Annotated in this window: 19 protein-coding genes; 11 read left to right on the top strand and 8 right to left on the bottom strand. The window is 64.8% G+C overall.

Annotation, left to right across the window (positions count from 1 at the left end):
• The first annotated feature begins 62 nt into the window (after positions 1 to 62).
• From ACVJ19_RS02555 to ACVJ19_RS02525, 7 genes are all read left to right on the top strand, one after another.
• The gene (locus tag ACVJ19_RS02555; protein WP_453947885.1) at positions 63 to 1,064 is read left to right on the top strand and encodes a sulfate ABC transporter substrate-binding protein; all 1,002 of its coding nucleotides are present in this window, start codon (positions 63 to 65) and stop codon (positions 1,062 to 1,064) included.
• 37 nt (positions 1,065 to 1,101) lie between these two features.
• Positions 1,102 to 1,938, top strand: a complete 837-nt coding sequence (gene cysT, locus ACVJ19_RS02550; RefSeq protein WP_453947883.1) for a sulfate ABC transporter permease subunit CysT — start codon at positions 1,102 to 1,104, stop codon at positions 1,936 to 1,938.
• Positions 1,939 to 1,949: 11 nt separating this feature from the next.
• On the top strand, positions 1,950 to 2,873 hold the full coding sequence (cysW, locus tag ACVJ19_RS02545; RefSeq protein WP_453947882.1) for a sulfate ABC transporter permease subunit CysW: 924 nt from the start codon (positions 1,950 to 1,952) through the stop codon (positions 2,871 to 2,873).
• The gene (locus ACVJ19_RS02540) at positions 2,863 to 3,897 is read left to right on the top strand and encodes a sulfate/molybdate ABC transporter ATP-binding protein (protein WP_453947881.1); all 1,035 of its coding nucleotides are present in this window, start codon (positions 2,863 to 2,865) and stop codon (positions 3,895 to 3,897) included. The genes cysW and ACVJ19_RS02540 overlap by 11 nt, the downstream gene beginning before the upstream one ends.
• A gap of 171 nt (positions 3,898 to 4,068) precedes the next feature.
• Positions 4,069 to 4,572: a CAP domain-containing protein gene (locus ACVJ19_RS02535; RefSeq protein ID WP_453947880.1), complete on the top strand. Its 504-nt coding sequence runs from the start codon at positions 4,069 to 4,071 to the stop codon at positions 4,570 to 4,572.
• A gap of 78 nt (positions 4,573 to 4,650) precedes the next feature.
• Complete coding sequence (locus tag ACVJ19_RS02530) at positions 4,651 to 5,826, top strand: DUF3734 domain-containing protein (protein WP_453947879.1); 1,176 nt, start codon at positions 4,651 to 4,653, stop codon at positions 5,824 to 5,826.
• 1 nt (position 5,827) lies between these two features.
• Entirely contained in the window at positions 5,828 to 6,616 is a 789-nt protein-coding gene (locus ACVJ19_RS02525; RefSeq protein WP_453947877.1) for a 3-hydroxybutyrate dehydrogenase, read from the top strand.
• 126 nt (positions 6,617 to 6,742) lie between these two features.
• Here ACVJ19_RS02525 and ACVJ19_RS02520 read toward each other — a convergent pair whose 3' ends face one another.
• The 4 genes from ACVJ19_RS02520 to ACVJ19_RS02505 all read right to left on the bottom strand — a co-directional run bounded on the left by ACVJ19_RS02520 (position 6,743) and on the right by ACVJ19_RS02505 (position 11,044).
• On the bottom strand, positions 6,743 to 7,567 hold the full coding sequence (locus ACVJ19_RS02520; protein WP_453947876.1) for a sulfite exporter TauE/SafE family protein: 825 nt from the start codon (positions 7,565 to 7,567) through the stop codon (positions 6,743 to 6,745).
• A gap of 200 nt (positions 7,568 to 7,767) precedes the next feature.
• The gene (locus ACVJ19_RS02515; RefSeq protein WP_453947875.1) at positions 7,768 to 7,935 is read right to left on the bottom strand and encodes a hypothetical protein; all 168 of its coding nucleotides are present in this window, start codon (positions 7,933 to 7,935) and stop codon (positions 7,768 to 7,770) included.
• A 49-nt stretch (positions 7,936 to 7,984) separates the two neighbouring features.
• Positions 7,985 to 9,352: a flippase gene (locus ACVJ19_RS02510; protein WP_453955057.1), complete on the bottom strand. Its 1,368-nt coding sequence runs from the start codon at positions 9,350 to 9,352 to the stop codon at positions 7,985 to 7,987.
• 852 nt (positions 9,353 to 10,204) lie between these two features.
• Positions 10,205 to 11,044, bottom strand: coding sequence for a protein-disulfide reductase DsbD domain-containing protein (locus ACVJ19_RS02505; protein ID WP_453947874.1), 840 nt, complete (start codon positions 11,042 to 11,044; stop codon positions 10,205 to 10,207).
• A 139-nt stretch (positions 11,045 to 11,183) separates the two neighbouring features.
• On the opposite strand from ACVJ19_RS02505, the gene ACVJ19_RS02500 reads away from it, so the two are divergent.
• On the top strand, positions 11,184 to 11,828 hold the full coding sequence (locus ACVJ19_RS02500; protein WP_453947873.1) for a YqgE/AlgH family protein: 645 nt from the start codon (positions 11,184 to 11,186) through the stop codon (positions 11,826 to 11,828).
• 252 nt (positions 11,829 to 12,080) lie between these two features.
• Here ACVJ19_RS02500 and ACVJ19_RS02495 read toward each other — a convergent pair whose 3' ends face one another.
• Both ACVJ19_RS02495 and ACVJ19_RS02490 read right to left on the bottom strand, forming a co-directional pair.
• Entirely contained in the window at positions 12,081 to 12,968 is an 888-nt protein-coding gene (locus ACVJ19_RS02495) for a TauD/TfdA dioxygenase family protein (RefSeq protein WP_453947872.1), read from the bottom strand.
• A gap of 207 nt (positions 12,969 to 13,175) precedes the next feature.
• Positions 13,176 to 13,955, bottom strand: a complete 780-nt coding sequence (locus tag ACVJ19_RS02490) for an SDR family NAD(P)-dependent oxidoreductase (protein ID WP_453947871.1) — start codon at positions 13,953 to 13,955, stop codon at positions 13,176 to 13,178.
• Positions 13,956 to 14,053: 98 nt separating this feature from the next.
• Between ACVJ19_RS02490 and ACVJ19_RS02485 the strand changes: the two genes are divergently transcribed.
• Together ACVJ19_RS02485 and ACVJ19_RS02480 are read left to right on the top strand one after the other, a co-directional pair.
• Positions 14,054 to 14,791 (top strand): SDR family NAD(P)-dependent oxidoreductase, encoded by a 738-nt coding sequence (locus ACVJ19_RS02485; protein ID WP_453947870.1) that lies wholly within the window; start codon positions 14,054 to 14,056, stop codon positions 14,789 to 14,791.
• 78 nt (positions 14,792 to 14,869) lie between these two features.
• Complete coding sequence (locus ACVJ19_RS02480) at positions 14,870 to 15,244, top strand: CsbD family protein (protein ID WP_453947869.1); 375 nt, start codon at positions 14,870 to 14,872, stop codon at positions 15,242 to 15,244.
• 126 nt (positions 15,245 to 15,370) lie between these two features.
• On the opposite strand, the gene ACVJ19_RS02475 is transcribed toward ACVJ19_RS02480, so the two are convergent.
• Positions 15,371 to 17,074 carry an SGNH/GDSL hydrolase family protein gene (locus tag ACVJ19_RS02475; protein ID WP_453947867.1) on the bottom strand — a complete coding sequence of 568 codons (1,704 nt, stop codon included), beginning with the start codon at positions 17,072 to 17,074 and terminating at the stop codon, positions 15,371 to 15,373.
• A 181-nt stretch (positions 17,075 to 17,255) separates the two neighbouring features.
• Entirely contained in the window at positions 17,256 to 18,641 is a 1,386-nt protein-coding gene (locus tag ACVJ19_RS02470) for a lytic murein transglycosylase (protein ID WP_453947865.1), read from the bottom strand.
• Between the two features lie 204 nt (positions 18,642 to 18,845).
• Between ACVJ19_RS02470 and ACVJ19_RS02465 the strand changes: the two genes are divergently transcribed.
• Positions 18,846 to 19,721, top strand: a complete 876-nt coding sequence (locus tag ACVJ19_RS02465; RefSeq protein ID WP_453947864.1) for a UTP--glucose-1-phosphate uridylyltransferase — start codon at positions 18,846 to 18,848, stop codon at positions 19,719 to 19,721.
• Positions 19,722 to 19,723: the final 2 nt, after the last annotated feature.

The raw sequence follows: 19,723 nt of genomic DNA, 5'->3' as shown, positions 1-19,723 counted from the left end.
TTCGCCCCGAGTTATGCCTGCCATCGATGACGCCGATGTCGTCGAGGTGAATGGAGATGGACATGATGCGCCGTATCGTTCCGCTCGCGGCAGGACTGCTCGTAACGGGATTCTTGGCAAGCTCGGCTCTCGCCGCCGACATCAATCTTTTGAACGTGTCGTACGATCCGACGCGCGAGCTCTATGTCGAGTTCAACAAGGCGTTCGCGACCGCGTATCAGAAGGAGACCGGCAAGAGCGTCGAGATCAAGCAGTCGCATGGCGGCAGCGGCTCGCAGGCGCGTAGCGTCATCGACGGCTTGCAGGCCGACGTGGTGACGCTGGCGCTCGCCTATGACATCGACGCCATCGCGAACAAGGGCCTCACCGCGGCCGACTGGCAGAAGCGGCTGCCGCAGAATTCATCACCCTACACCTCGACCATCGTCTTCCTGGTGCGCAAGGGCAATCCCAAGGGAATCAAGGACTGGGACGATCTGCTCAAGTCCGGCGTTGCCGTGATCACCCCGAACCCGAAGACCTCGGGCGGGGCGCGCTGGAATTATCTCGCCGCCTGGGGCTTTGCGCAGAAGAAGTACGGCTCGGCCGACAAGGCCAAGGACTTCATCGGAAAACTCTACCAGCAGGTTCCGGTGCTGGATACCGGCGCGCGCGGCGCCACCGTGACCTTCGTCGAGCGCGGCGTCGGCGACGTGCTGCTCGCCTGGGAGAACGAGGCCTATCTCGCGCTCAAGGAGTTTGGTCCCGAAAAATTCCAGATCGTGGCGCCGCCGCAGTCGATCCTCGCCGAGCCGCCGGTCGCGATCGTGGACAAGGTCGCCGACAAGAAGGGCAGCCGCAATGCGGCCGATGCCTACCTTCAGTACTGGTACACCAAGGAGGGTCAGGAGATCGCCGCGCGCAACTTCTACCGTCCGCGCGATGCCGAGATCGCCAAAAAGTATGAAAACTCCTTCGCCAAGGTCGAACTGTTCACGATCGACGACGTCTTCGGCGGCTGGACCAAGGCGCAGAAGGAACATTTTGCCGACGGCGGCGTTTTCGATCAGATTTACAAGAACTGATCGGGCGCTGTCGTAGGAGGCTTTAGCAGGGGGCCTGGTGAGCGCACTAGCAGCACGACGCCGGACATTGCCGGGCTTCGGTCTCACGATGGGACTGACGCTTTCCTGGCTGTCCGTCATCATCCTGATTCCACTCGCCGGCCTCTTCCTGCGCACGTTCGAGTTGAGCCCCGAGCAGTTCTGGGCCATCCTCTCCAGTCGCCGCACCCTGAACGCGCTCCGCGTGTCCTTCGGGCTCGCCTTCGCGGCGGCCTGCGTCAATCTGGTGATGGGCAGCATCATCGTCTGGGCGCTGGTGCGCTACCGCTTTCCGGGGCGGCGCATCTTCGACGCCATCGTCGATGTGCCCTTCGCACTGCCGACGGCGGTCGCCGGCGTCGCGCTGACCGCGCTGTTCGCCGAGAAGGGCTGGTTGGGCGCGCCGCTCGCCGCGCTCGGCATCAAGGTGGCGTTCACGCCGGTCGGCATCTTCGTCGCCATGATCTTCATCGGCATCCCCTTCGTGGTGCGCACCGTGCAGCCCGTGCTCCAGGATCTCGACCCCGAGATCGAGGAGGCCGCGGGCAGCCTGGGGGCCAGCCGCTGGCAGACCATCATCCGCGTGATCCTGCCCTCGCTCGCACCGGCGCTGCTCACGGGCCTCGCGCTCGCCTTTGCCCGCGCCGTCGGTGAATACGGCTCGGTGATCTTCATCGCCGGCAATCTGCCCAACGTCTCGGAGATCGCGCCACTCTTGATCGTGATCCGCCTCTCCGAATTCCGCTATGCCGATGCGACCGCCATCGCGGTGGTCATGCTCGTCGTGTCCTTCGTCATCATCTTCGCCGTCAACCGGCTCCAGCGCTGGGCGCAGAGCCGGATTCCGGCGCGCTGAGGAGGGATGCGATGACGATGCAGATCGCAGATACCGTGTCGCTCTCGGCCTCCGACGCCAAGGCCCGTGAGAAGGCGCGCGCGCATGCGGCGGCCGCGCGCGACAATCTCCGCACCGAGCCGCGCGCGGTGCGCATCGCCATCATCACGCTGGCGATCATGTTCCTCACCGTCTTCGTCGTGCTGCCGCTGGTCGTCGTGTTCGCGCAGGCGTTTTCGCGCGGCATCCTCGCCTATCTCGCCGCGCTCGCCGAGCCGGAGGCGATGGCGGCGATCAAGCTGACGTTGATCGTCGCGGCGATCTCGGTCGGCCTCAACCTCGTGTTCGGTCTCGTCGCCGCCTGGGCCATCGCCAAGTTCGAGTTCAAGGGCAAGACCTTCCTGATCACGCTGATCGACCTGCCGTTCTCGGTGAGCCCGGTGATCTCGGGCCTCGTTTTCGTGCTGCTGTTCGGCGCGCAAGGCTATTTCGGCAACTGGCTCAGGGATCACGACATCCAGATCCTGTTCGCGGTGCCCGGCATCGCGCTCGCGACCACCTTCGTGACGTTCCCGTTTGTGGCGCGCGCGTTGATCCCGCTGATGCAGGAGCAGGGTACGCAGGAGGAAGAGGCGGCTATCTCGCTCGGCGCCTCCGGCCTGCAGACCTTCTTCCGCGTCACGCTGCCCAACATCAAGTGGGGCGTGCTCTACGGCGTCCTGCTCTGCAACGCCCGCGCGATGGGCGAGTTCGGCGCGGTCTCGGTCGTCTCCGGCCACATCCGCGGCGAGACCAACACCATGCCGCTGCTGGTCGAGATCCTCTACAACGAATACCAGTTCGTCGCCGCCTTCGCGATCGCCTCGCTGCTCGCGATGCTGGCGCTGATCACGCTGATTGCAAAAACTGTCCTCGAACGTCATCTCGACGAAGGAGAAGACGCAAGTGACCATTGAAGTCAGGAATCTCGTCAAGAAGTTCGGCAGCTTTGCCGCCCTCGACGGCGTCGACCTCAAGGTCGACAATGGCGAGCTGCTGGCGCTGCTCGGTCCCTCCGGCTCCGGCAAGACCACCTTGCTGCGGATCATCGCCGGTCTCGACTGGCCCGACTCCGGCGAAGTCTCCTTCAACGGCGAGGACGCGCTGGCGCAGGGCGCGCGCGAGCGTCATGTCGGCTTCGTGTTCCAGCACTACGCGCTGTTCCGCCACATGACCGTGTTCGAGAACGTCGCCTTTGGCCTGCGCGTGCAGCCGCGCGCGGTCCGCAAGGAAGAGGCCAAGATCCGCGCGCGCGTAAAAGAGCTGCTCGATCTCGTGCAACTCGACTGGCTCGCCGACCGCTACCCCAGCCAGCTCTCCGGCGGCCAGCGCCAGCGCATCGCGCTTGCCCGCGCGCTCGCGATCGAGCCGCGCATCCTCCTGCTCGACGAGCCCTTCGGGGCGCTCGATGCCAAAGTTCGCAAGGAGCTGCGGAGGTGGCTGCGCTCGCTGCATCACGAGATCAACGTCACCTCGATCTTCGTCACCCACGACCAGGAGGAGGCGCTCGAAGTCGCCAACCGCGTCGTGGTGATGGACAAGGGCCGGATCGAGCAGATCGGCTCGCCCGACGACGTCTATGAGACCCCGGCGACCGCCTTCGTGCACGGCTTCATCGGCGAGTCCATCGAGCTGCCGGTCCAGGTCGACGGCGGCGTGATCAGGCTCGGCGACCGGCCGCTTCAGCTCGCGGCGGAGGGCCTGGTGCCTGGCGCGTCAAAGCTGTTCGTACGGCGACATGACATGCTGGTCGGCCCGCCCGGCACCGGCGCCTTCGAGGGCGCCGTCCAGCACGTCCGCAATTTCGGCCCGGTGCAGCGGGCGGAGGTCGCCCTGTCAGGCGGCGAAACCATCGAGATCGACGCCCCCCGCGACAAGGAACTGCGCGCCGGCGACACCATCGGCCTCAATCCCCGCCGCTACCGGATATTTGCGGGCTGAGGTCGCTGTCATTCCGGGATGGTCCGAAGGACCAGACCTCAGGTGCGCAATTGCGCACCATAGTTCAGTGCTGCGCACTGCCCTGGAATGACAGCCACGATTTTCCTCAAAATTCACCTTTCAGCCACGGTTGGTATGCAACAACGGCCTCCTCATTGGGGGCCTCGATTCATGCGCGCTGCGGCCGCAATTCTCATCACTTTGCTGCTCGCCGGCTGTGCCGGCAACGAAGCACCGGTCCAGCAGCCGTCGATGTATACGGACATGGCGGTCCCGGGCTCCAAGCTCGATGCGCAAGCGGCTGCGATCATGATTTCGCAATACCGCCAGAACAACATGCTCGGCACGGTCGTGATCGACACTGATCTGATGCGGCTCGCCGAATCCCAGTCCCAGGCTATGGCGGCCGCCAACAAGATGGACCACGACGTCCGCGCGCCGCTGGCCAAGCGCCTTGCCACCGGCGGCTATCCGGCCACGGTTGCCGTCGAGAACGTCTCGGCCGGCTATCATACGCTGGCGGAAGCGTTTTCCGGCTGGCGCGACTCGCCTCCGCACCGCGCCAACATGCTCAAGGGCGGTGTCACAAAATTGGGCATCGCGGCGAGCTATGCTCCGGGCACCAAATACAAGGTGTTCTGGACCATGATCCTGGCCTCGACCGAGCCCCGATAAGCCAGACTTGATCCCGGGATGCATTGACGCCGCGGCGGAGTGTCGCCACGGTGGTGCGCCCTTTGCTATTGTTCCCTTATGACCGATCATAGCCCTGAAGCCGCCAGTGTCCCCGCCAATGCGCAACGCGTCCTGGTCCTGCAGGGCGGCGGCGCGCTCGGCTCCTATCAGGCCGGCGCCTATCAGGCGCTGTGCGGCTACGGCTTCGAGCCGGAATGGGTCGCCGGCATTTCCATCGGCGCGATCAACGCCGCCATCATTGCCGGCAATGAGGGCCACACCCGCGTCAAGCGGCTGAAGGAATTCTGGGAAATGGTCTCGGCGCCGGTGCCGTGGAAACCGGTCGGCAAGAGCGATCACAGCCGCGAGCTGTTCAACTCGACCAGTGCCGCGCTGATCGCCACTTTCGGCGTCCCCGGCTTCTTCGTGCCGCGCGTTCCGCCCGCGCCGATGTGGCCGCCGGGCCATCCCGAGGCGGAAAGCTATTACGACACCGCGCCGCTGAAGAAGACGCTGGAGCGGCTGGTCGATTTCGACCGGATCAACGATCTGAAGACGCGCCTGTCGATCGGCGCCGTCGGCGTCACCTCGGGCAACTTCAAATATTTCGACAATTACGAGTTCAAGAAGCTCGGCAAGAAGATCGGCCCCGAGCACATCATGGCCTCCGGCGCGCTGCCGCCGGGCTTTCCGTCCGTCGTGATCGACGGCGAGCATTATTGGGACGGCGGCATCGCCTCCAACACCCCGCTCGATTACGTGCTCGACGCAGAGCTCTCGCGCGACATGCTGATCTTCCAGGTCGATCTGTTTTCCGCCCGCGGCGATTTGCCGAATTCGCTGCTGGAAGCCGCCGAGCGCGAGAAGGACATCCGCTATTCCAGCCGCACGCGCATGAATACGGACAAGAACAAGCAGATCCACAATGCCCGCCGGGCCGTGCGCGACCTGATTTCCAAATTGCCCGATTATCTCAAGAACGACCCTTCCGTCGAATTCCTTGCCAAGGCAGCACGTGAGAGCACCGTCACGGTGGTGCATTTGATCTATCGCAGCAAGAACTACGAATCCTCGTCCAAGGACTATGACTTCTCGCATGTCGCCATGGTCGAGCATTGGGAAGCCGGCGTGCGCGACGTCCACCTGTCGATGCGCCACAAGGACTGGCTCGAGCAGCCGCAGTCCGGCGAGACCATGGTGACCTACGATCTCACGGGGGACGTCACCGCGCCCCCGGCAAAAAGGAGCGAATAACATGGGTAGTCTCTCAGGCAAGAATGCCGTCGTGACCGGTTCGACAAGCGGCATCGGGCTCGCCTACGCGCGCGGCTTTGCCGCGGCCGGTGCCAACGTCGTCATCAACGGCTTCGGCTCGCCGGAGGACATCGAGAAGGAGCGCGCCAAGATCGAGTCCGATTTCGGCGTCAAGGCGGTCTACTCGCCCGCCGACATGACCAAGCCCGCCGAGATCGCCGGGATGATCGCACTCGGCGAGAAGTCGTTCGGCTCGGTCGACATCCTCGTCAACAATGCCGGCATCCAGTTCGTCTCGCCGATCGAGGAGTTCCCGGTCGAGAAGTGGGATCAGATCATCGCGATCAACCTGTCATCGGCCTTCCACGCCATTCGCGCCGCTGTGCCCGGCATGAAGAAGAAGGGCTGGGGCCGCATCATCAACACCGCCTCGGCGCACTCGCTGGTCGCCTCGCCCTTCAAGTCGGCCTATGTGTCGGCCAAGCACGGCATCGCCGGCCTGACCAAGACCGTGGCGCTCGAGGTCGCGACCCACAAGATCACCTGCAACTGCATCAGCCCCGGCTATGTCTGGACCCCGCTGGTGGAGAAGCAGATCCCCGATACGATGAAGGCCCGCAATCTGACGCGCGAGCAGGTCATCAACGACGTGCTGCTCGACGCGCAGCCGACCAAGGAGTTCGTCACCTCCGAGCAGGTCGCCGCCCTCGCGCTGTTCCTGTGCAGCGACGATGCCGCGCAGATCACCGGTACCAACCTTTCGATCGACGGCGGCTGGACGGCGGAGTAAGCACTCGGTGCCGTAGGGTGGGCAAAGGCGCGTCAGCGCCGTGCCCACCATTTTTCCGCGATTGAGAAAGAGCGGTGGGCACGCTGCGCTTTGCCCACCCTACGAGAGTTGGGCGGCCGCTCCCGCTCAATGCGTCCAGGCCAGCGCCGTCACGATGGCCGACGACAAATTCAGCTCCGCGAACATGATCTTGCCGGCGACCACGAACAGCACGCTGGCAAGCGTCAGGCGCAGCACCGTCTCGGGGACGCGCGTCGCGCTGTAGCTGCCGACGATGATGCCGGGCAGCGAGCCCAGCAGCAGCACACCCATCAGGCCCCAGTCGACATCGCCGAGCGCCCAGTGACCGACGCCGGCGACCAGCGTCAGCGGCACCGCGTGGGCGATATCGGAGCCGACGATGGTCGCCATCGGCAGGCGCGGATAGAGCAGCAGCAGCACGGTCACGCCGACCGCGCCGGCGCCGACGGATGAAATCGACACCAGCACGCCGAGCACGATGCCGGTGACGACGGTCGCGATCGCCGTGGTGCGCTCGTCGACCTGCTCCAGTCTCCTGCGATAGCGCTCCATGATCGCCTTGCGGAAGATCAGCGACGTGGCGGTCAGCAGCAGCGCGAAACACAGCACCAAATTGACCAGGCTGCGCTCGGCATCGCTTCTGAGATCGAGCTTCCACAGCACCAGCAGCGTCAGCGCACTGGCGGGAATGCTGCCGCAGGCGAGCCGCAGCACCGCCGGCCAGTGCACACTGCGCGACCAGCCATGCACGAAGCTGCCGCCAGTCTTGGTGGCGGCGGCATAGAGCAGGTCGGTGCCGACAGCCGTGGAGGGATGGACGCCGAACAGCAGGATCAGCAGCGGCGTCATCAACGAGCCGCCACCCACGCCGGTCATCCCGACAAGCAGGCCGACGCCAAATCCGGAGGCGACGTAAAGTGGATCGATCATGGTCTGGGGAATCTTAGGTTTATCTCGTCGGTTGGGCAATACGACGTAGAATAAACTTTCCCTGATGTGCAACTACTTGGGTAGAATAAGAAAAATCATGCTGCGGACGGTTAGTGTGGGGATGTTTTCTCCAATCTGAGGTCGTCCCGGAAAACGGGTGTTTCGTCCCGTCCGCGTTGACGAGGGCGCGATCGCACAATTCATTCGCGGAGAAATCTTGCGAAGACCGCCTTGACCTCACTCTCGGTAGCAACTTCGCCGCGATCTATGGAAGCCAGGGCGGCATCAATCATCCGCAGTTCGTCCGCGGTGGCATGATACTCACCGTCGCCCGGGTCATCTTGAGGAGTGACGTCAGACTTTGTCATGGCCTGAAGCCTACCAGAGCATCGTCGCTGACTCTACCGGATCAAATGGCTAGCGTCCAAACGCCAGCACGTGCAGGCCCAGGCGCTGCCGCACGATCCAGAACAGCAGCACCGTCTCGAAGCTGAGCGAGATCGAGGTCGCGGCCGCCGCGCCATGGCCGCCGAAGCGCGGCACCAGGATCACGCAGAGCACGAGGTTCATCACGAAGGCCAGCGCGTAGGCCAGCGCGCAGATCTTCTGCTCGCCGAGCATGTTGAGCAGGCGCTCCACCGGTCCGATCGCGGCGCGCACCACGAGGCCGATCGCGGCGACGAACATGATGTCGTAGCCGACTGTGAATTGCGGCCCGAACAGCCAGAGCAGCGGCTTGCCGAGCGCGAGCAGCACGATGGTCGCCGCCAGCGACGGCCAGAACGTCCAGTTGATGGCGTGCGCGACGTAGGCCGACAGGCGCGCCTTGTCGCCGCTGGCGTTGTATTCGGCGAAGCGATGCGCCGTCGTCGCCGACATCGCGTAGTGGATGAACGAGACCAGCGCCAGCGTCTTCACCACGGCGAAATAGACGCCGACCTCGTCGGACGGGCGGAACTGCTGCAGCACCAGCACATCGGTGTAGGACAGGAGCAGGTAAAAGCTCTCGACCAGCAGAATCGGCAGCGACACGGCGAGCCAGCCGCGCACGTCGTAGGCCTTCGGGCCCGGCTCGATGTGATCGGCGAGCTTGCGGTCCAATACCACCATCTGCCCGGTCATCGCGATCCACACCGCACCCAGGCTCGCGACCATCGCGGCGATCGCGCCGAGATGATAGCCGAGCAGGAAGGCGGCGCCCGTGATGCCGATGATCAGCGCCTGGCGGATGATGAATTGCGGCATCAGGCCGAGCTGCATCCAGTCATGCGAGCGCGCGATGCCGTCCTGGGTGTTGGCGACGACGAAGGCGGGCAGCGTCATGCAGCCGATATAGAGCGGCAGCACCTCGGCCGGATCGATCCAGGGCGACAGCAACCTGACGATGCCGGCAAGGCCGAGCGACACCAGCGAGGAGGCGGCAAAGGTCAGCCAGCGGCTGCCGGAGAGGAAGCCGCGCAGCAGCGCATTCTCGCCGCTGGCGCGGTACTCCGGAATGATCTTTTGCGCGGAGGCCGAGATGCCGAAATCCATCATGCTGCCGAGCAGCAGCACCCAGGTCCAGACATAGACATAGACGCCGTAGTCGGACGTGCCCATCCAGCGCGCCAGCAGCACCTGCGAGACATAGGCAAGGCCTGCGCTGATCACGCGGATGATGAAGATCGTGCCCGCCAGCCGCCGCGTCAGCGACGCCTCGCTCGATCCGCCCGTGAGCCTAGCCCGCAGCCGCGCGATCAGCCCGGCCGGTCCGGTCGTTGCGGGTTGTGCATCCATCACGGCCACGTCGAGTCCCCAAGCGTCCCGCACCGAGCGTTCCGCATGCTGCGGCAGCCTTTGACCTAGCAACCATTCGTTAAGATACGGTTGGGTCAAGATGTTGTCCCGGCCTAGGCGCGTACGCATGAACTGGCGCGGTGGTCAGGCCGCGTATGAGGTGAGTGCTGTCCGGCATGAAACAGGCGGCCCTTTGGGGCCGCCTGACGTAGCCAAAGTGCGGATGGGTTATTGGCAGAGATGCTGGCGACCGTCAGCACTAAAGGGTGCCAGGCCTGCAGACGATGCCGTTGCGGGCGGCATATTGAGACCAGCTGCCGTTCCAGCCGTAACCGCCGCCGCCGCCATACATGGCGTAGGAATTGCCCCAGCCGCCGGGATTGCCCCAGCTGCCGGCGGCGGGAGCGCCTACTGGCGCCGGCTGTTGAGACGCCGTTCGACGAGATGCTTGCCGATACCGAGGGCCGGTGGGGGGACTGCCGGTTCCAAGACCCGTGCAGTTGGCGAATTCAGCTTGGCAGAGGTCCGGATTGGATTGGGCCCACTGCGCTGGTGCAGCAGAACTGAACAAGGCGGATGCCGCAACCACGGCCGCGCCAAGAATCCTTGGATTCATCATGGCTTGCTCCTTGTGGTTTGACGTGGTGCTGAATGCCACGTTTGACAGAGCCTATACGACGCTTGCGAGACTGACCATGCTGCTTCGGCATCGCCAAAATTGGGACTGCTCCGGGTCCAGGAACAGTAATGCTCTGGCTGATCGTAAGATTTCCGCTTGAGCGTCAGAGGCTGACGTCTGCGCCTTCTCGAGTACACGTTCTCGTGTGCAATTATGCACGGGGACGGGACGATCGGGAAACATCATTCCAGGTTCGTATTGAACTCGTACGACTTCTCCGGCCCAACCAGCGTGAACTTCAGCGCTGCGCCCTCGGCCTTGGCGCCTGGCGGCAGCCCGTCGAGCTCAAATGAGAAGCGCTTCACGCCGGGCGGGCTGGGCTCGACCGGCGCGGGGATCGGCAACGACCAGTCGGGCGTCGGCCCTTCGACGAACAGATTGACGTTGCGGCCATCAGGCACAATTACGTCGACCACCACATTCTTGGCCCCGTCGCGCTTGATGTCGCGGATGGTGAGCGGATTGGGATCGCCGATCGTGGCGGGCTTGGGCACGGTGTCGAGCGCGGCACGCAGGTTCGCATCTTCGGTCGAGGCCACGCTGTTGAAGCCGAGCTCGGCATTGGCCTCGACGGGAATGCAGAGTTTCTCGCATACCGCGTAGTTGATCTCGGCACGCAGCGTCACCGGCTTGTCGGCGGACTTGGCGACGATGCGCAGCGGCAGCACGATCTGGTCGCGATAGCCGATCGAATGGCCGCCCGCGCCGTCGTCGAACTTCAGCGGCGCCGGCCACATCACCGTCACCGCTTCGACATTTTCGGATTTCGAGAAGTCAAACCGCGGCGGAACGCCGGAATCGCCGGGCATGCGCCAATAGGTCTTCCAGCCGGGCTGGAGCTGGAAGGCGATACCGCCGAGCAGTACGGCGCCGCTGCGCGATCCCGCCAGCAGCCGCACTGCGGAATGTCCGTCGCGCTGCCAGGGCGAGGTGTCATCGGCGCGCGCGGCAAGCGCCAGCGACGACGCAAGCAGGGTTGTCACGACGCCAATCGCCGCACGCGGGGGAACTCTTGTCAGCATGGCACGTCTTTACAGGGTCACACCTAGGCAAACCATTGAATTGCTTGTGATGGATGCACTCGAATTGAGTCTCTGCAAGCCTTGATTTGACAGCGACCCGGCCCGACATCAGGATAGGAATTGAAACCGGAGTGCACCGATGGCTCCCACAGGCAAAAGGACGGGCGAAAGCACCCGCGGCGCGGGCGCCATGCTCCCCAATTCGGCCGGTTATCTCGACGGCCGACTCCTGATCGCGATGCCCGTAATGGGCGATCCCCGCTTCGAACGCTCGGTGATCTATCTCTGCGCCCACTCGGCCGAAGGCGCCATGGGCATCATCGTCAACCATCCCGCCGGCAGCATCGATTTCCCCGAGCTGTTGCAGCAGCTCGGCATCATCAAGAAGGGCGAGCACATCAAGCTGCCGGGGAACGCCGAGAGCATGAAGGTGCTGCAGGGCGGTCCCGTCGACACCGGCCGCGGCTTCGTGCTGCATTCCAGCGACTTCTACATCGAGAAGGCGACGCTGCGGATCGACGACGGCGTCTGCCTCACCGCGACCGTCGACATCCTGCGCGCGATCGCCAATGGCTCCGGCCCCAAGCACGCCATCCTCGCGCTCGGCTATGCCGGCTGGGCGCCGGGCCAGCTCGAGACCGAGATCCAGAGCAATGGCTGGCTGCATTGCGATGCGGATGTGGACCTGATCTTCGGCGACGACGTCGACGAGAAATACGGGCGCGCCCTCCGCAAGATCGGTATCGATCCGGGCATGCTCTCGAACGAGGCGGGGCACGCGTAGGCAGCTCCGCCGTCGTCCCGCCCTCCGCCGTCGTCCTGGCGAAAGCCAGGACCCATTACCACAGGACGTGGTTTGAGGCAGGCTGGTAGCAACAAGCCTTCGCCAAACGACGCTCGGTGGTAATGGGTCCTGGATCGGCGCTCGCTCCGCTCGCTGGTCCAGGACGACGAGGATTGATGCCGCCCCACCCTCCGCTGTCATCCCGGCCTAGTGTTGCGCACTAGGCCGGGACGACAGCGGAATGTGCGGCGCCTACTCCGCCGCCTGCTGCTGCACCGTCGGCTCGGTTCCCGCTACCGTTGCCCTGCGCATGTCGCGCGGTTGCGACTGGTCGTAGCGGCGGACGCGGTGCATGGTCTGGCGGTTGTCCCACATCACGAGATCATGCAGCGTCCATCTATGAACGTAGACGAACTCCGGCTGCGTCGCGTGTTCATTCAGATCGCGCAGCAGCAGCCGTCCCTCCGGCACGCTCATGCCGACGACCTTGCCGGCATGCGATGACAGATACAGCGACTTGCGGCGATGCACGGGATGCGTCCGCACCAGCCGCTGCAGCACCGGCTTGAACATCTCCTTCTCTTCGTCGGTGTACTCGGTGAAGCCGAGCGATCCACGCGAATACATCAGCGAGTGCTCGCAGACGAGGTCCTCGATCTCCGTCTTGGTCTCCTCGTCCAGCGCGTCGTAGGCCGCGCGCATGTCGGCGAATTCGGTGTTGCCGCCCGTCGGATTCACCACCCGCGCCGACAGCAGCGAGAATTTTGCCGGAATGGGACGGAACGAGCTGTCGGAATGCCACAGGCAGTTGCCGAGGTTGAACAGATGCGCGCGGCTGTCCTTCGCCAGCGGCTTGCCGTCCTTGCCGAGATTGGAGACGTCGTTGAGGCCGGACTGCAGCCGGTAATCCTTCTCCTTGGTCACGGTGCCGCCGCGCGCATCCTCGCGCTGGCCGAAATTCAGGGCGAAGGCCATCTGCTGCTCGTCGGTGATGTCCTGGTCGTGGAAGACGAGCACCGCGTATTTGTCCATGGCGGCCTCGACCTCGCGCGCCTCGTAAGGTGTGAGAGGCTTGCGCAGGTCGAGGCCGGACACCTCGCCGACAAAATGTTTCTGAAGCTGCCGGATGGCGATCGTCATGACGTTCTCTCCCGCGTGCCGCGAACGGTTGGTCCCGTTCTGTCGGTGAAAAAGCTACTCCCGCAACTGCCGTTGTCAACGCTCGGAGCGCATGGCTCCCCCGTAGCTCGGATGGAGCGCAGCGCAATCCGGGGAGGTCTTTCCGCGAGGTGAGAACCCCGGATTACGCTGCGCTCCATCCGGGCTACGCACCCATGATGCTGCCTCTCACGCGTTGCGCGCCATCAGGCCTCCGTCGACCGGGATCACCGCGCCGGTGAGGAAGGACGCCGCCGGCAGGCACAGGCTTAGCGTCATATGCGCGACCTCTTCAGGATCGCCGTAACGGCCGAGTGCGGTGCGGCGCTTGGCATAGATGGTCTTGTGCTCCTCGGAAATGCGGTCGGTGATGGCGGTGCGGATCGGGCCCGGGCAGATGCAGTTGACGGTGATGCCCTCGCGGCCGAGCTCGACCGCCAGTGAACGGGTGAGGCTCGCCACGCCGCCCTTCGCCGCCGAATAGGGGCTGTGCAATGCGGTGGCGCCGAGCGCCTCGGTCGAGGCGATGTTGACGATGCGCGGGCTTTTCGACTTGCGCAAGTGAGGCAGCGCGGCGCGGATGATGCGAGCATGCGCCGTCAGCATCACGGCGATGCCTTTGGCCCATGCGTCCTCGTAAGTCTCGTCGTCGATCGCGACGCGCACGGAGATGCCGGCATTGTTGACGACGATATCGAGCCCGCCGAAATGCGCGGCGACATCGCCGACCACGCGCTTGATCTCGCCGCCGTCGGCAACGTCGAGCTTCCACGCCTTTGCCGCTCCGCCGCTCGTCGCGATCTCCCTGGCGACGGCTTGCGCGCCCTGCTCGTCGTAATCGGTGACGGCGACGTTGGCGCCCTCGCTTGCGAACACGCGCGCGGTGGCGCGCCCCATGCCGCTGGCAGCTCCGGTGACGAGAACGGTCAGTCCCTTCACGGAACGACTGAGCTCCTTGAACTCGGACATGCTGTTTCCTCGCGGCGTCTTGCTTGTTGTTATGAGATTGACAAGGCTGGCATCGATCCGCAGACAGGTCAAACAAGCAAAACAAAGGGGAGGCCGCGATGGCGAACGAGCTGGATTTTTCGGGCAAGCAGGTGCTGGTCGTCGGCGGTTCCAGCGGCATCGGCAACGGCATCGCGCAGGCTTTTCGCGCCAGGGGCGCAGCTGTTGCCGTTTGCGGCACGCGTGCTCACGCAGCGGAATATTCAGCTGACGAAGGCTCCGACCTCACAGGTCTTTCCTATGCGCAGCTGGATGTCAGCAATGCCGCTGCGATCGAAGCATTCAAGCCGTCGTTCGATCGCCTCGACATCCTGGTGCTCGCGCAGGGCGCGGTGATCTATCGCCGCGGCGAATTCGAGATGGCTGGCTTCCGCAAGGTCGTCGAGGTCAATCTGATGAGCCTGATGGCTTGCGCAACGCGGTTTCACTCCATGTTGCGGGATGCGAAGGGCGCGCTGATCATGGTGTCGTCGACTGCGGCCTATCATTCCACCATGGGCAATCCCGCCTACAACGCCTCGAAGACCGGTGCGGTCGGATTGACGCGCACGCTGGGCGAGGCCTGGGCCGAGGACGGCATCCGCGTCAACGGCATCGCGCCCGGCCTCGTCGACACCAAGATGACGAAGGTGACGACCGACAATCCCAAGCGGCGCGAAGCGGCGCTGTCACGCATTCCGCTGCGACGACTGGGCACGCCGGCCGACATGGCGGGCGCAGCCTTGTTCCTGGCCTCGCCGCTGTCGTCCTACATCATCGGCCAGACGCTGGTCGTCGATGGCGGGCTGATCTTGTAGCGGGCTACACTTTCGTCGAGACTTGGAACTGCGCTGCTCCTGATCGGTTACTTGGGCTGACCCCCGAGGAGGAGCATCATGGACACGGATCGGATTGTCGGATCAGCCAAGGAATTCGCCGGACGCGCGGAAGGCGCAGTCGGAGACATGGCAGGCGATGCCAAGATGGAGGCGTCGGGCAAGGCGCGCGAAGCTGCAGGCACGGTGCAGAATCTCTACGGTCAGGCCAAGGATGCCGTGCGTGATGCCGCGGACACCGCGACGAGCTACGCCAAGGACGCCTATGAGAGCAGCGGCGACACCTTCCGCGATGGCACGCAGGCGCTGTCGAAGAAAGTGCGGGACAACCCGCTCGGCGCGCTGCTCGTTGCCGGTGGCATCGGCTTTGCGCTCGCGCTTCTGATGTCGCGCCCCGCCCGCCGTCCGCCGCCGCGCTGGCGCTATTACAGCTGAGCGACCTGCCACGTCATTCCGGGGCGCCGCGTCAACGCGGCGAACCCGGAATCCAGATGTTACGGCGCGAGATTCCGGGTTCGCGCTTTGCGCGCCCCGGAATGACATTTCAATCCACGAAATCGACTATCGGAACACTTCCGCCGATCGCCCGACGTTACCCGGCGGACGCGGAATCGCTGGGTTCGGATACGGATTGCGCGGCCCGGGTGCGGGCGCGAATTGACGCGGCGCCGGCTGCGGAGAGCCGAAGCCGAAGAAATCGCGGAACGACGGCGCGGCCTGCGCCGGCTGCTGCTGTGGCGCGACCGGCGGCTTCTTCGGCGCGAGCTTGGGCGGGGCGATCGCCGCGGCCGCCCCTGATGCATTGGGAGAGGCGGCGTTGCCGTCGGGCGTCGTCGCCGCCATCGGCGTATCGCCCTTGGCCTGCTCGCGGCCGACCTCGCGGCGCGGCCAGGCATAATCGTCGGCGCGGCCTGCAGGCGCCGTCAGCGGCTCGCCCTTCACCATCGTCTTCGCAGCGAGCGCATCGACGGCGGCGGGACGTGAGCCCGGGCCGCCCAGCAATTGATCGGTCGAGATCGAGGCAGCGACCAGCGGCACGATCGGGCCGGCGAGCGGCCGCGGCGCCGGCTTGCCGGGCTCGGCACTGGTGTCGGGCGTCGCCGGCTCGCTCGGCAGCGCGATCGGGCCGGAGCGCCCAGCCAGCAGGCGCGTGATCTCGCGCTCGACATAGTGGGCGAGTTTTCGCGCGCCCGGCTTTGTGAAGTAGACGCCGTCGGAGCTGCGGAGCTGGCGGATCTGGCCTTCGAAGTCCGGGCCCTTCTGCAGGAAGCGGCCGGCCTCGTCGACGAAGCCGTCCCAGACGTCGACATAGGTGATGCCGGCCTTGGCCGCGCCCTCGCGATAGAGCGAATCCAGGAACAGCATGTCAGCCGTCCCCTTCTGTCCGCGGATCGCGGGCAGGCCGACCCAGAGCACCGGCACACCCTTGGCCTTGAGCAAATTGGCCAGCTCCTCGACCTTCTTTGTGTAGAGCTCGACCCAGCGTTCGTCGCGGAATTCGTAGAGGCCGTTCGGATTGCGCGCCGTCTTTTCCGGCGCGGCCGCAGGCGCGTCGGCATTGTCGGCGTCGTCCTGCGGCAAGTCGGCATCGGCAGGCTTGTCGTCCGGCTTGGCGGCGGTGTCGCCGGGCTTGGCATCGCCGGGCTTCGCCGGTGGCTTGGCGCGCGTGCCCTTGTCGTTCTTCTTGTCCTTGTCCGAGGCCTTGTCGGATTTATCGGCGACGGGCTCGCGGATCGCGATACGGTCGTTGAGGCCGAGCATGACGACGATCACGTCGGGCTTCTCGGTCTCGAGGATGCCCTTCGCCGCCGCCGTCCAGTCCGAAGGCTCGCCCTTCGGCTGATACTTGATCAGGCCGGACGTGGTCTTGTGCTTGCGGATCACGCCCATGTCGGGCTGCTCGCTATAGGCGTCTTCCAGGCCATAGGCGAGCCAGTCGGCCATGGCGTCGCCGATCACCAGCACGTTCTTGTCAGGCGTGGTGTCGCGCTTGGCTGGTGCCGGCGCGCGCGAAAAATCCTGGCGCGGGGCCTGCGGCTGTTGCTGCTGGAACGGCTGGAAGAAGTCACCGCCGAACCATCCGCCGCCACCGCCACCCTGGCGCGGCGGCGGGGCCGAGCGTTGCGGCGGGCCGCCGAAGCCGGGGAAGTTGAAGAACTGCGCGGAAGCAGGCCCCGCGACCGAGACCAATATCGCAAGCGCCGTCCCCAGCGCGATCAGCGGGCCGGTCTCGGTCAGCGCCTTGAACAGGGACTTCTTCGACATGCGATCTCGGCCGCGCGCAATGGGGTCTGGAATAGGTTCGATATAATAACGGAATCGGGCGCCAAACGGGCAGATTCCGTTGCAGATTTTTGACGGATTCTCGCGCCATACACCGGGGAACAGCCGTCCCCGTCAAGGCTATCAGGCAAAATCCCTGTTCAGGGTTACTTTCGACGCGATTTTACCGCCCGCGTAGCCGCTCCAGCGCGTCGGAGGAGGCAAAACCGTCCGCAGGGATCCCGATCGAGGCCTGGAAGTTGCGCAGGGCCTCCCTCGTCTGGCCGCCGAACTGGCCGTCCGGGGTGCCCTTGTAGAAGCCGCGCTGGGCCAGAAGCTGCTGCAGTTCCAGCCGCTCGGTGCGGGACAGTTCGCGCTCCTGGCGCGGCCAGGGCTGCACGAAGGGCTGCCCCCCGCGCAGGCGGTCGGCGAAATGGCCGATGGCCAGCGCATAGGCCTCGGCCGGGTTGTACTTCATGATGACCCGGTAGTTCTGCAGCATCAGGAAGCCCGGACCCTGCGCGCCCGCCGGCGCCAGCAGATAGGCTTTCTCCGCCGGGTGCGGGAAGGGCTGGCTTGTGGCCCGCTTCAGCCCGAGCTTCTCCCACTGCGCGATCGTCATCGCCTTGGCGCGGTCGGCCAGCATGTAGTTGAACCCTTGCGGCACTACGACCTCGAAGCCCCAGGTCTGACCAGACTGCCAGCCGTCTTTCTTCAGGTTGTTGGCGGTCGAGGCGATCAGGTCGGTGGGATTGTCGACGACGTCGCGCCGTCCGTCGCCGTCGCCGTCCACGGCAAAGCGCTTGAACGCGGTCGGCATGAACTGGGTCGGGCCGAAGGCGCCAGCCCAGGAGCCGCGCATCTGCTCCGGGCGCAGATCGCCGCGGTTGAGGATCTCCAATGCGGAGAGGAATTCGTCCTTGAAATAGGCCTGGCGGCGGCCGATGCAGGCGAGCGTCGCGGTCGATTGCAGCACGCTGCGGTCGCCCATCTGCGTCGAGTAATTGGACTCGATGCCCCAGATCGAGGCGATGATGTAGCGGTCGACGCCGGTGGCCTTTTCCGTGGCATCGAACTGCGCCTTGTATTTGGCGAGCACCTCGCGGCCCTTGGCGAGGCGGTTGTCGTTCACGAGGATGTCGAGATAATCCCAGATCGATTTTGTGAACTCCGGCTGCGAGTCCATCAGGTCCATGATGCGCAGGTCGGGGCTGAGGCCCGCGGTGAAGCGCTGGAAGTTGTCCTGGGTGATGCCGCGCCGTGCGGCATCGGGCCACATCGCGGCGACGCAATTGTCGAAATTGCCGGCGGCCTCGCGGATCGCGGCGGCCGTCATCAGCGGATGGCCGGAGGCGCCGTCCTCGCCGCTCCAGGGTTGTGCGCCGCCTGGGCTTGGTGCGGGTTGCGAGGGCGCAGGGCTCGCGCCCGAGAAGATGCCGCCGAACAGGTTCGACAGCCCGTTCTGCGACTGGGCGTTCACGCTGGCCGGCATCAGCAAGACGGCCGCAACGATTGTTGCGTTGGTCACAAATCCAGCACGTTTTGCCAACCCTGCCATCGATTGCATCATGTCCCATCTGTCCGGCCAAAAATCCGCCATCAGGAGGCCCGGTTACGGTTGCCAATTGCTTAACAAAGGTGAAATTTTAGTGGCTACTTTTTTCTTAACTCGGCACGCGTGAGGCCCCACATCCGCCTTTGTTAGCGGCTGCAAACAGGCTAGCAAGATGCCATTGCTCCCGTCACGCATGCCCTCAGGTATTCGATCAATCCCATGAAAATTCGCAAAGCTGTATTCCCCGTCGCCGGCCTCGGCACCCGCGTCCTGCCCGCCACCAAGGCGATGCCGAAGGAGATGCTGACCATCGTCGACAAGCCGCTGATCCAATACGTCTATGACGAGGCGAGGGAGGCCGGCATCGAGCACTTCATCTTCGTCACCGGCCGCAACAAAAATGTCATCGAAGATCATTTCGACAAGATGTTCGAGCTCGACGCCACGCTGGCCGCGCGCGGCAAGAAGGCCGAGCAGGAAATTCTGGCGCAGAACCAGCCGGACGCCGGCGCCGTCAGCTTCACCCGCCAGCAGGCGCCGCTCGGCCTCGGCCACGCGGTCTGGTGCGCGCGCGACATCGTCGGCAACGAGCCGTTCGCGGTCGTGCTGCCGGACGAACTCGTGCTCAACACGCCCGGCTGCCTGAAGCAGATGATCGAGACCGCCGCAACGCTCGGCGAGAAGTCCAATTTGATCGCGGTCGAGGCGGTGCCCGATTATCTCACCCATCAATACGGCATCTGCGGCGTCGGAAAACGCACCGGCAAGATGTTCGAGGTCGACGGCATGATCGAGAAGCCGGCCAAGGGCACCGCGCCCTCCAACCTCTCGATCACCGGCCGCTACATCCTGCAGCCGGAAATCTTCAAGATCCTGGAGACCCAGGAGCGCGGCGCCGGCGGCGAGATCCAGCTCACCGACGCCATGATCGGCCTCGCCAAGTCGCAGAAATTCTACGGCGTCGAGTTCGAGGGCGAGCGCCATGATTGCGGCTCCAAGCCCGGCTTCCTCCGCGCCAACATCGCCTACGGCCTGAAGCGCCCCGAGCTGCGCGACGGGCTGATCGCGGAGATGAAGAAGTATCTGGGGCAGTGACA

It is taken from the genome of Bradyrhizobium sp. USDA 376 (genome assembly GCF_054063675.1).
The sequence above is the reverse complement of the archived record's forward strand: the minus strand, read 5'-3'. Positions and strand labels throughout refer to the sequence as shown.

What these genes read in the sequence shown, in the direction of transcription:
- ACVJ19_RS02555 (WP_453947885.1), top strand. Translation starts at nt 63, where the DNA reads ATGATGCGCCGTATCGTTCCGCTCGCGGCAGGACTGCTCGTAACGGGA.
- cysW (WP_453947882.1), top strand. Translation starts at nt 1,950, where the DNA reads ATGACGATGCAGATCGCAGATACCGTGTCGCTCTCGGCCTCCGACGCC.
- ACVJ19_RS02535 (WP_453947880.1), top strand. Translation starts at nt 4,069, where the DNA reads ATGCGCGCTGCGGCCGCAATTCTCATCACTTTGCTGCTCGCCGGCTGT.
- ACVJ19_RS02530 (WP_453947879.1), top strand. Translation starts at nt 4,651, where the DNA reads ATGACCGATCATAGCCCTGAAGCCGCCAGTGTCCCCGCCAATGCGCAA.
- ACVJ19_RS02525 (WP_453947877.1), top strand. Translation starts at nt 5,828, where the DNA reads ATGGGTAGTCTCTCAGGCAAGAATGCCGTCGTGACCGGTTCGACAAGC.
- ACVJ19_RS02520 (WP_453947876.1), bottom strand. Translation starts at nt 7,567, where the DNA reads ATGATCGATCCACTTTACGTCGCCTCCGGATTTGGCGTCGGCCTGCTT.
- ACVJ19_RS02515 (WP_453947875.1), bottom strand. Translation starts at nt 7,935, where the DNA reads ATGACAAAGTCTGACGTCACTCCTCAAGATGACCCGGGCGACGGTGAG.
- ACVJ19_RS02505 (WP_453947874.1), bottom strand. Translation starts at nt 11,044, where the DNA reads ATGCTGACAAGAGTTCCCCCGCGTGCGGCGATTGGCGTCGTGACAACC.
- ACVJ19_RS02500 (WP_453947873.1), top strand. Translation starts at nt 11,184, where the DNA reads ATGGCTCCCACAGGCAAAAGGACGGGCGAAAGCACCCGCGGCGCGGGC.
- ACVJ19_RS02495 (WP_453947872.1), bottom strand. Translation starts at nt 12,968, where the DNA reads ATGACGATCGCCATCCGGCAGCTTCAGAAACATTTTGTCGGCGAGGTG.
- ACVJ19_RS02490 (WP_453947871.1), bottom strand. Translation starts at nt 13,955, where the DNA reads ATGTCCGAGTTCAAGGAGCTCAGTCGTTCCGTGAAGGGACTGACCGTT.
- ACVJ19_RS02485 (WP_453947870.1), top strand. Translation starts at nt 14,054, where the DNA reads ATGGCGAACGAGCTGGATTTTTCGGGCAAGCAGGTGCTGGTCGTCGGC.
- ACVJ19_RS02480 (WP_453947869.1), top strand. Translation starts at nt 14,870, where the DNA reads ATGGACACGGATCGGATTGTCGGATCAGCCAAGGAATTCGCCGGACGC.
- ACVJ19_RS02475 (WP_453947867.1), bottom strand. Translation starts at nt 17,074, where the DNA reads ATGTCGAAGAAGTCCCTGTTCAAGGCGCTGACCGAGACCGGCCCGCTG.
- ACVJ19_RS02470 (WP_453947865.1), bottom strand. Translation starts at nt 18,641, where the DNA reads ATGATGCAATCGATGGCAGGGTTGGCAAAACGTGCTGGATTTGTGACC.
- ACVJ19_RS02465 (WP_453947864.1), top strand. Translation starts at nt 18,846, where the DNA reads ATGAAAATTCGCAAAGCTGTATTCCCCGTCGCCGGCCTCGGCACCCGC.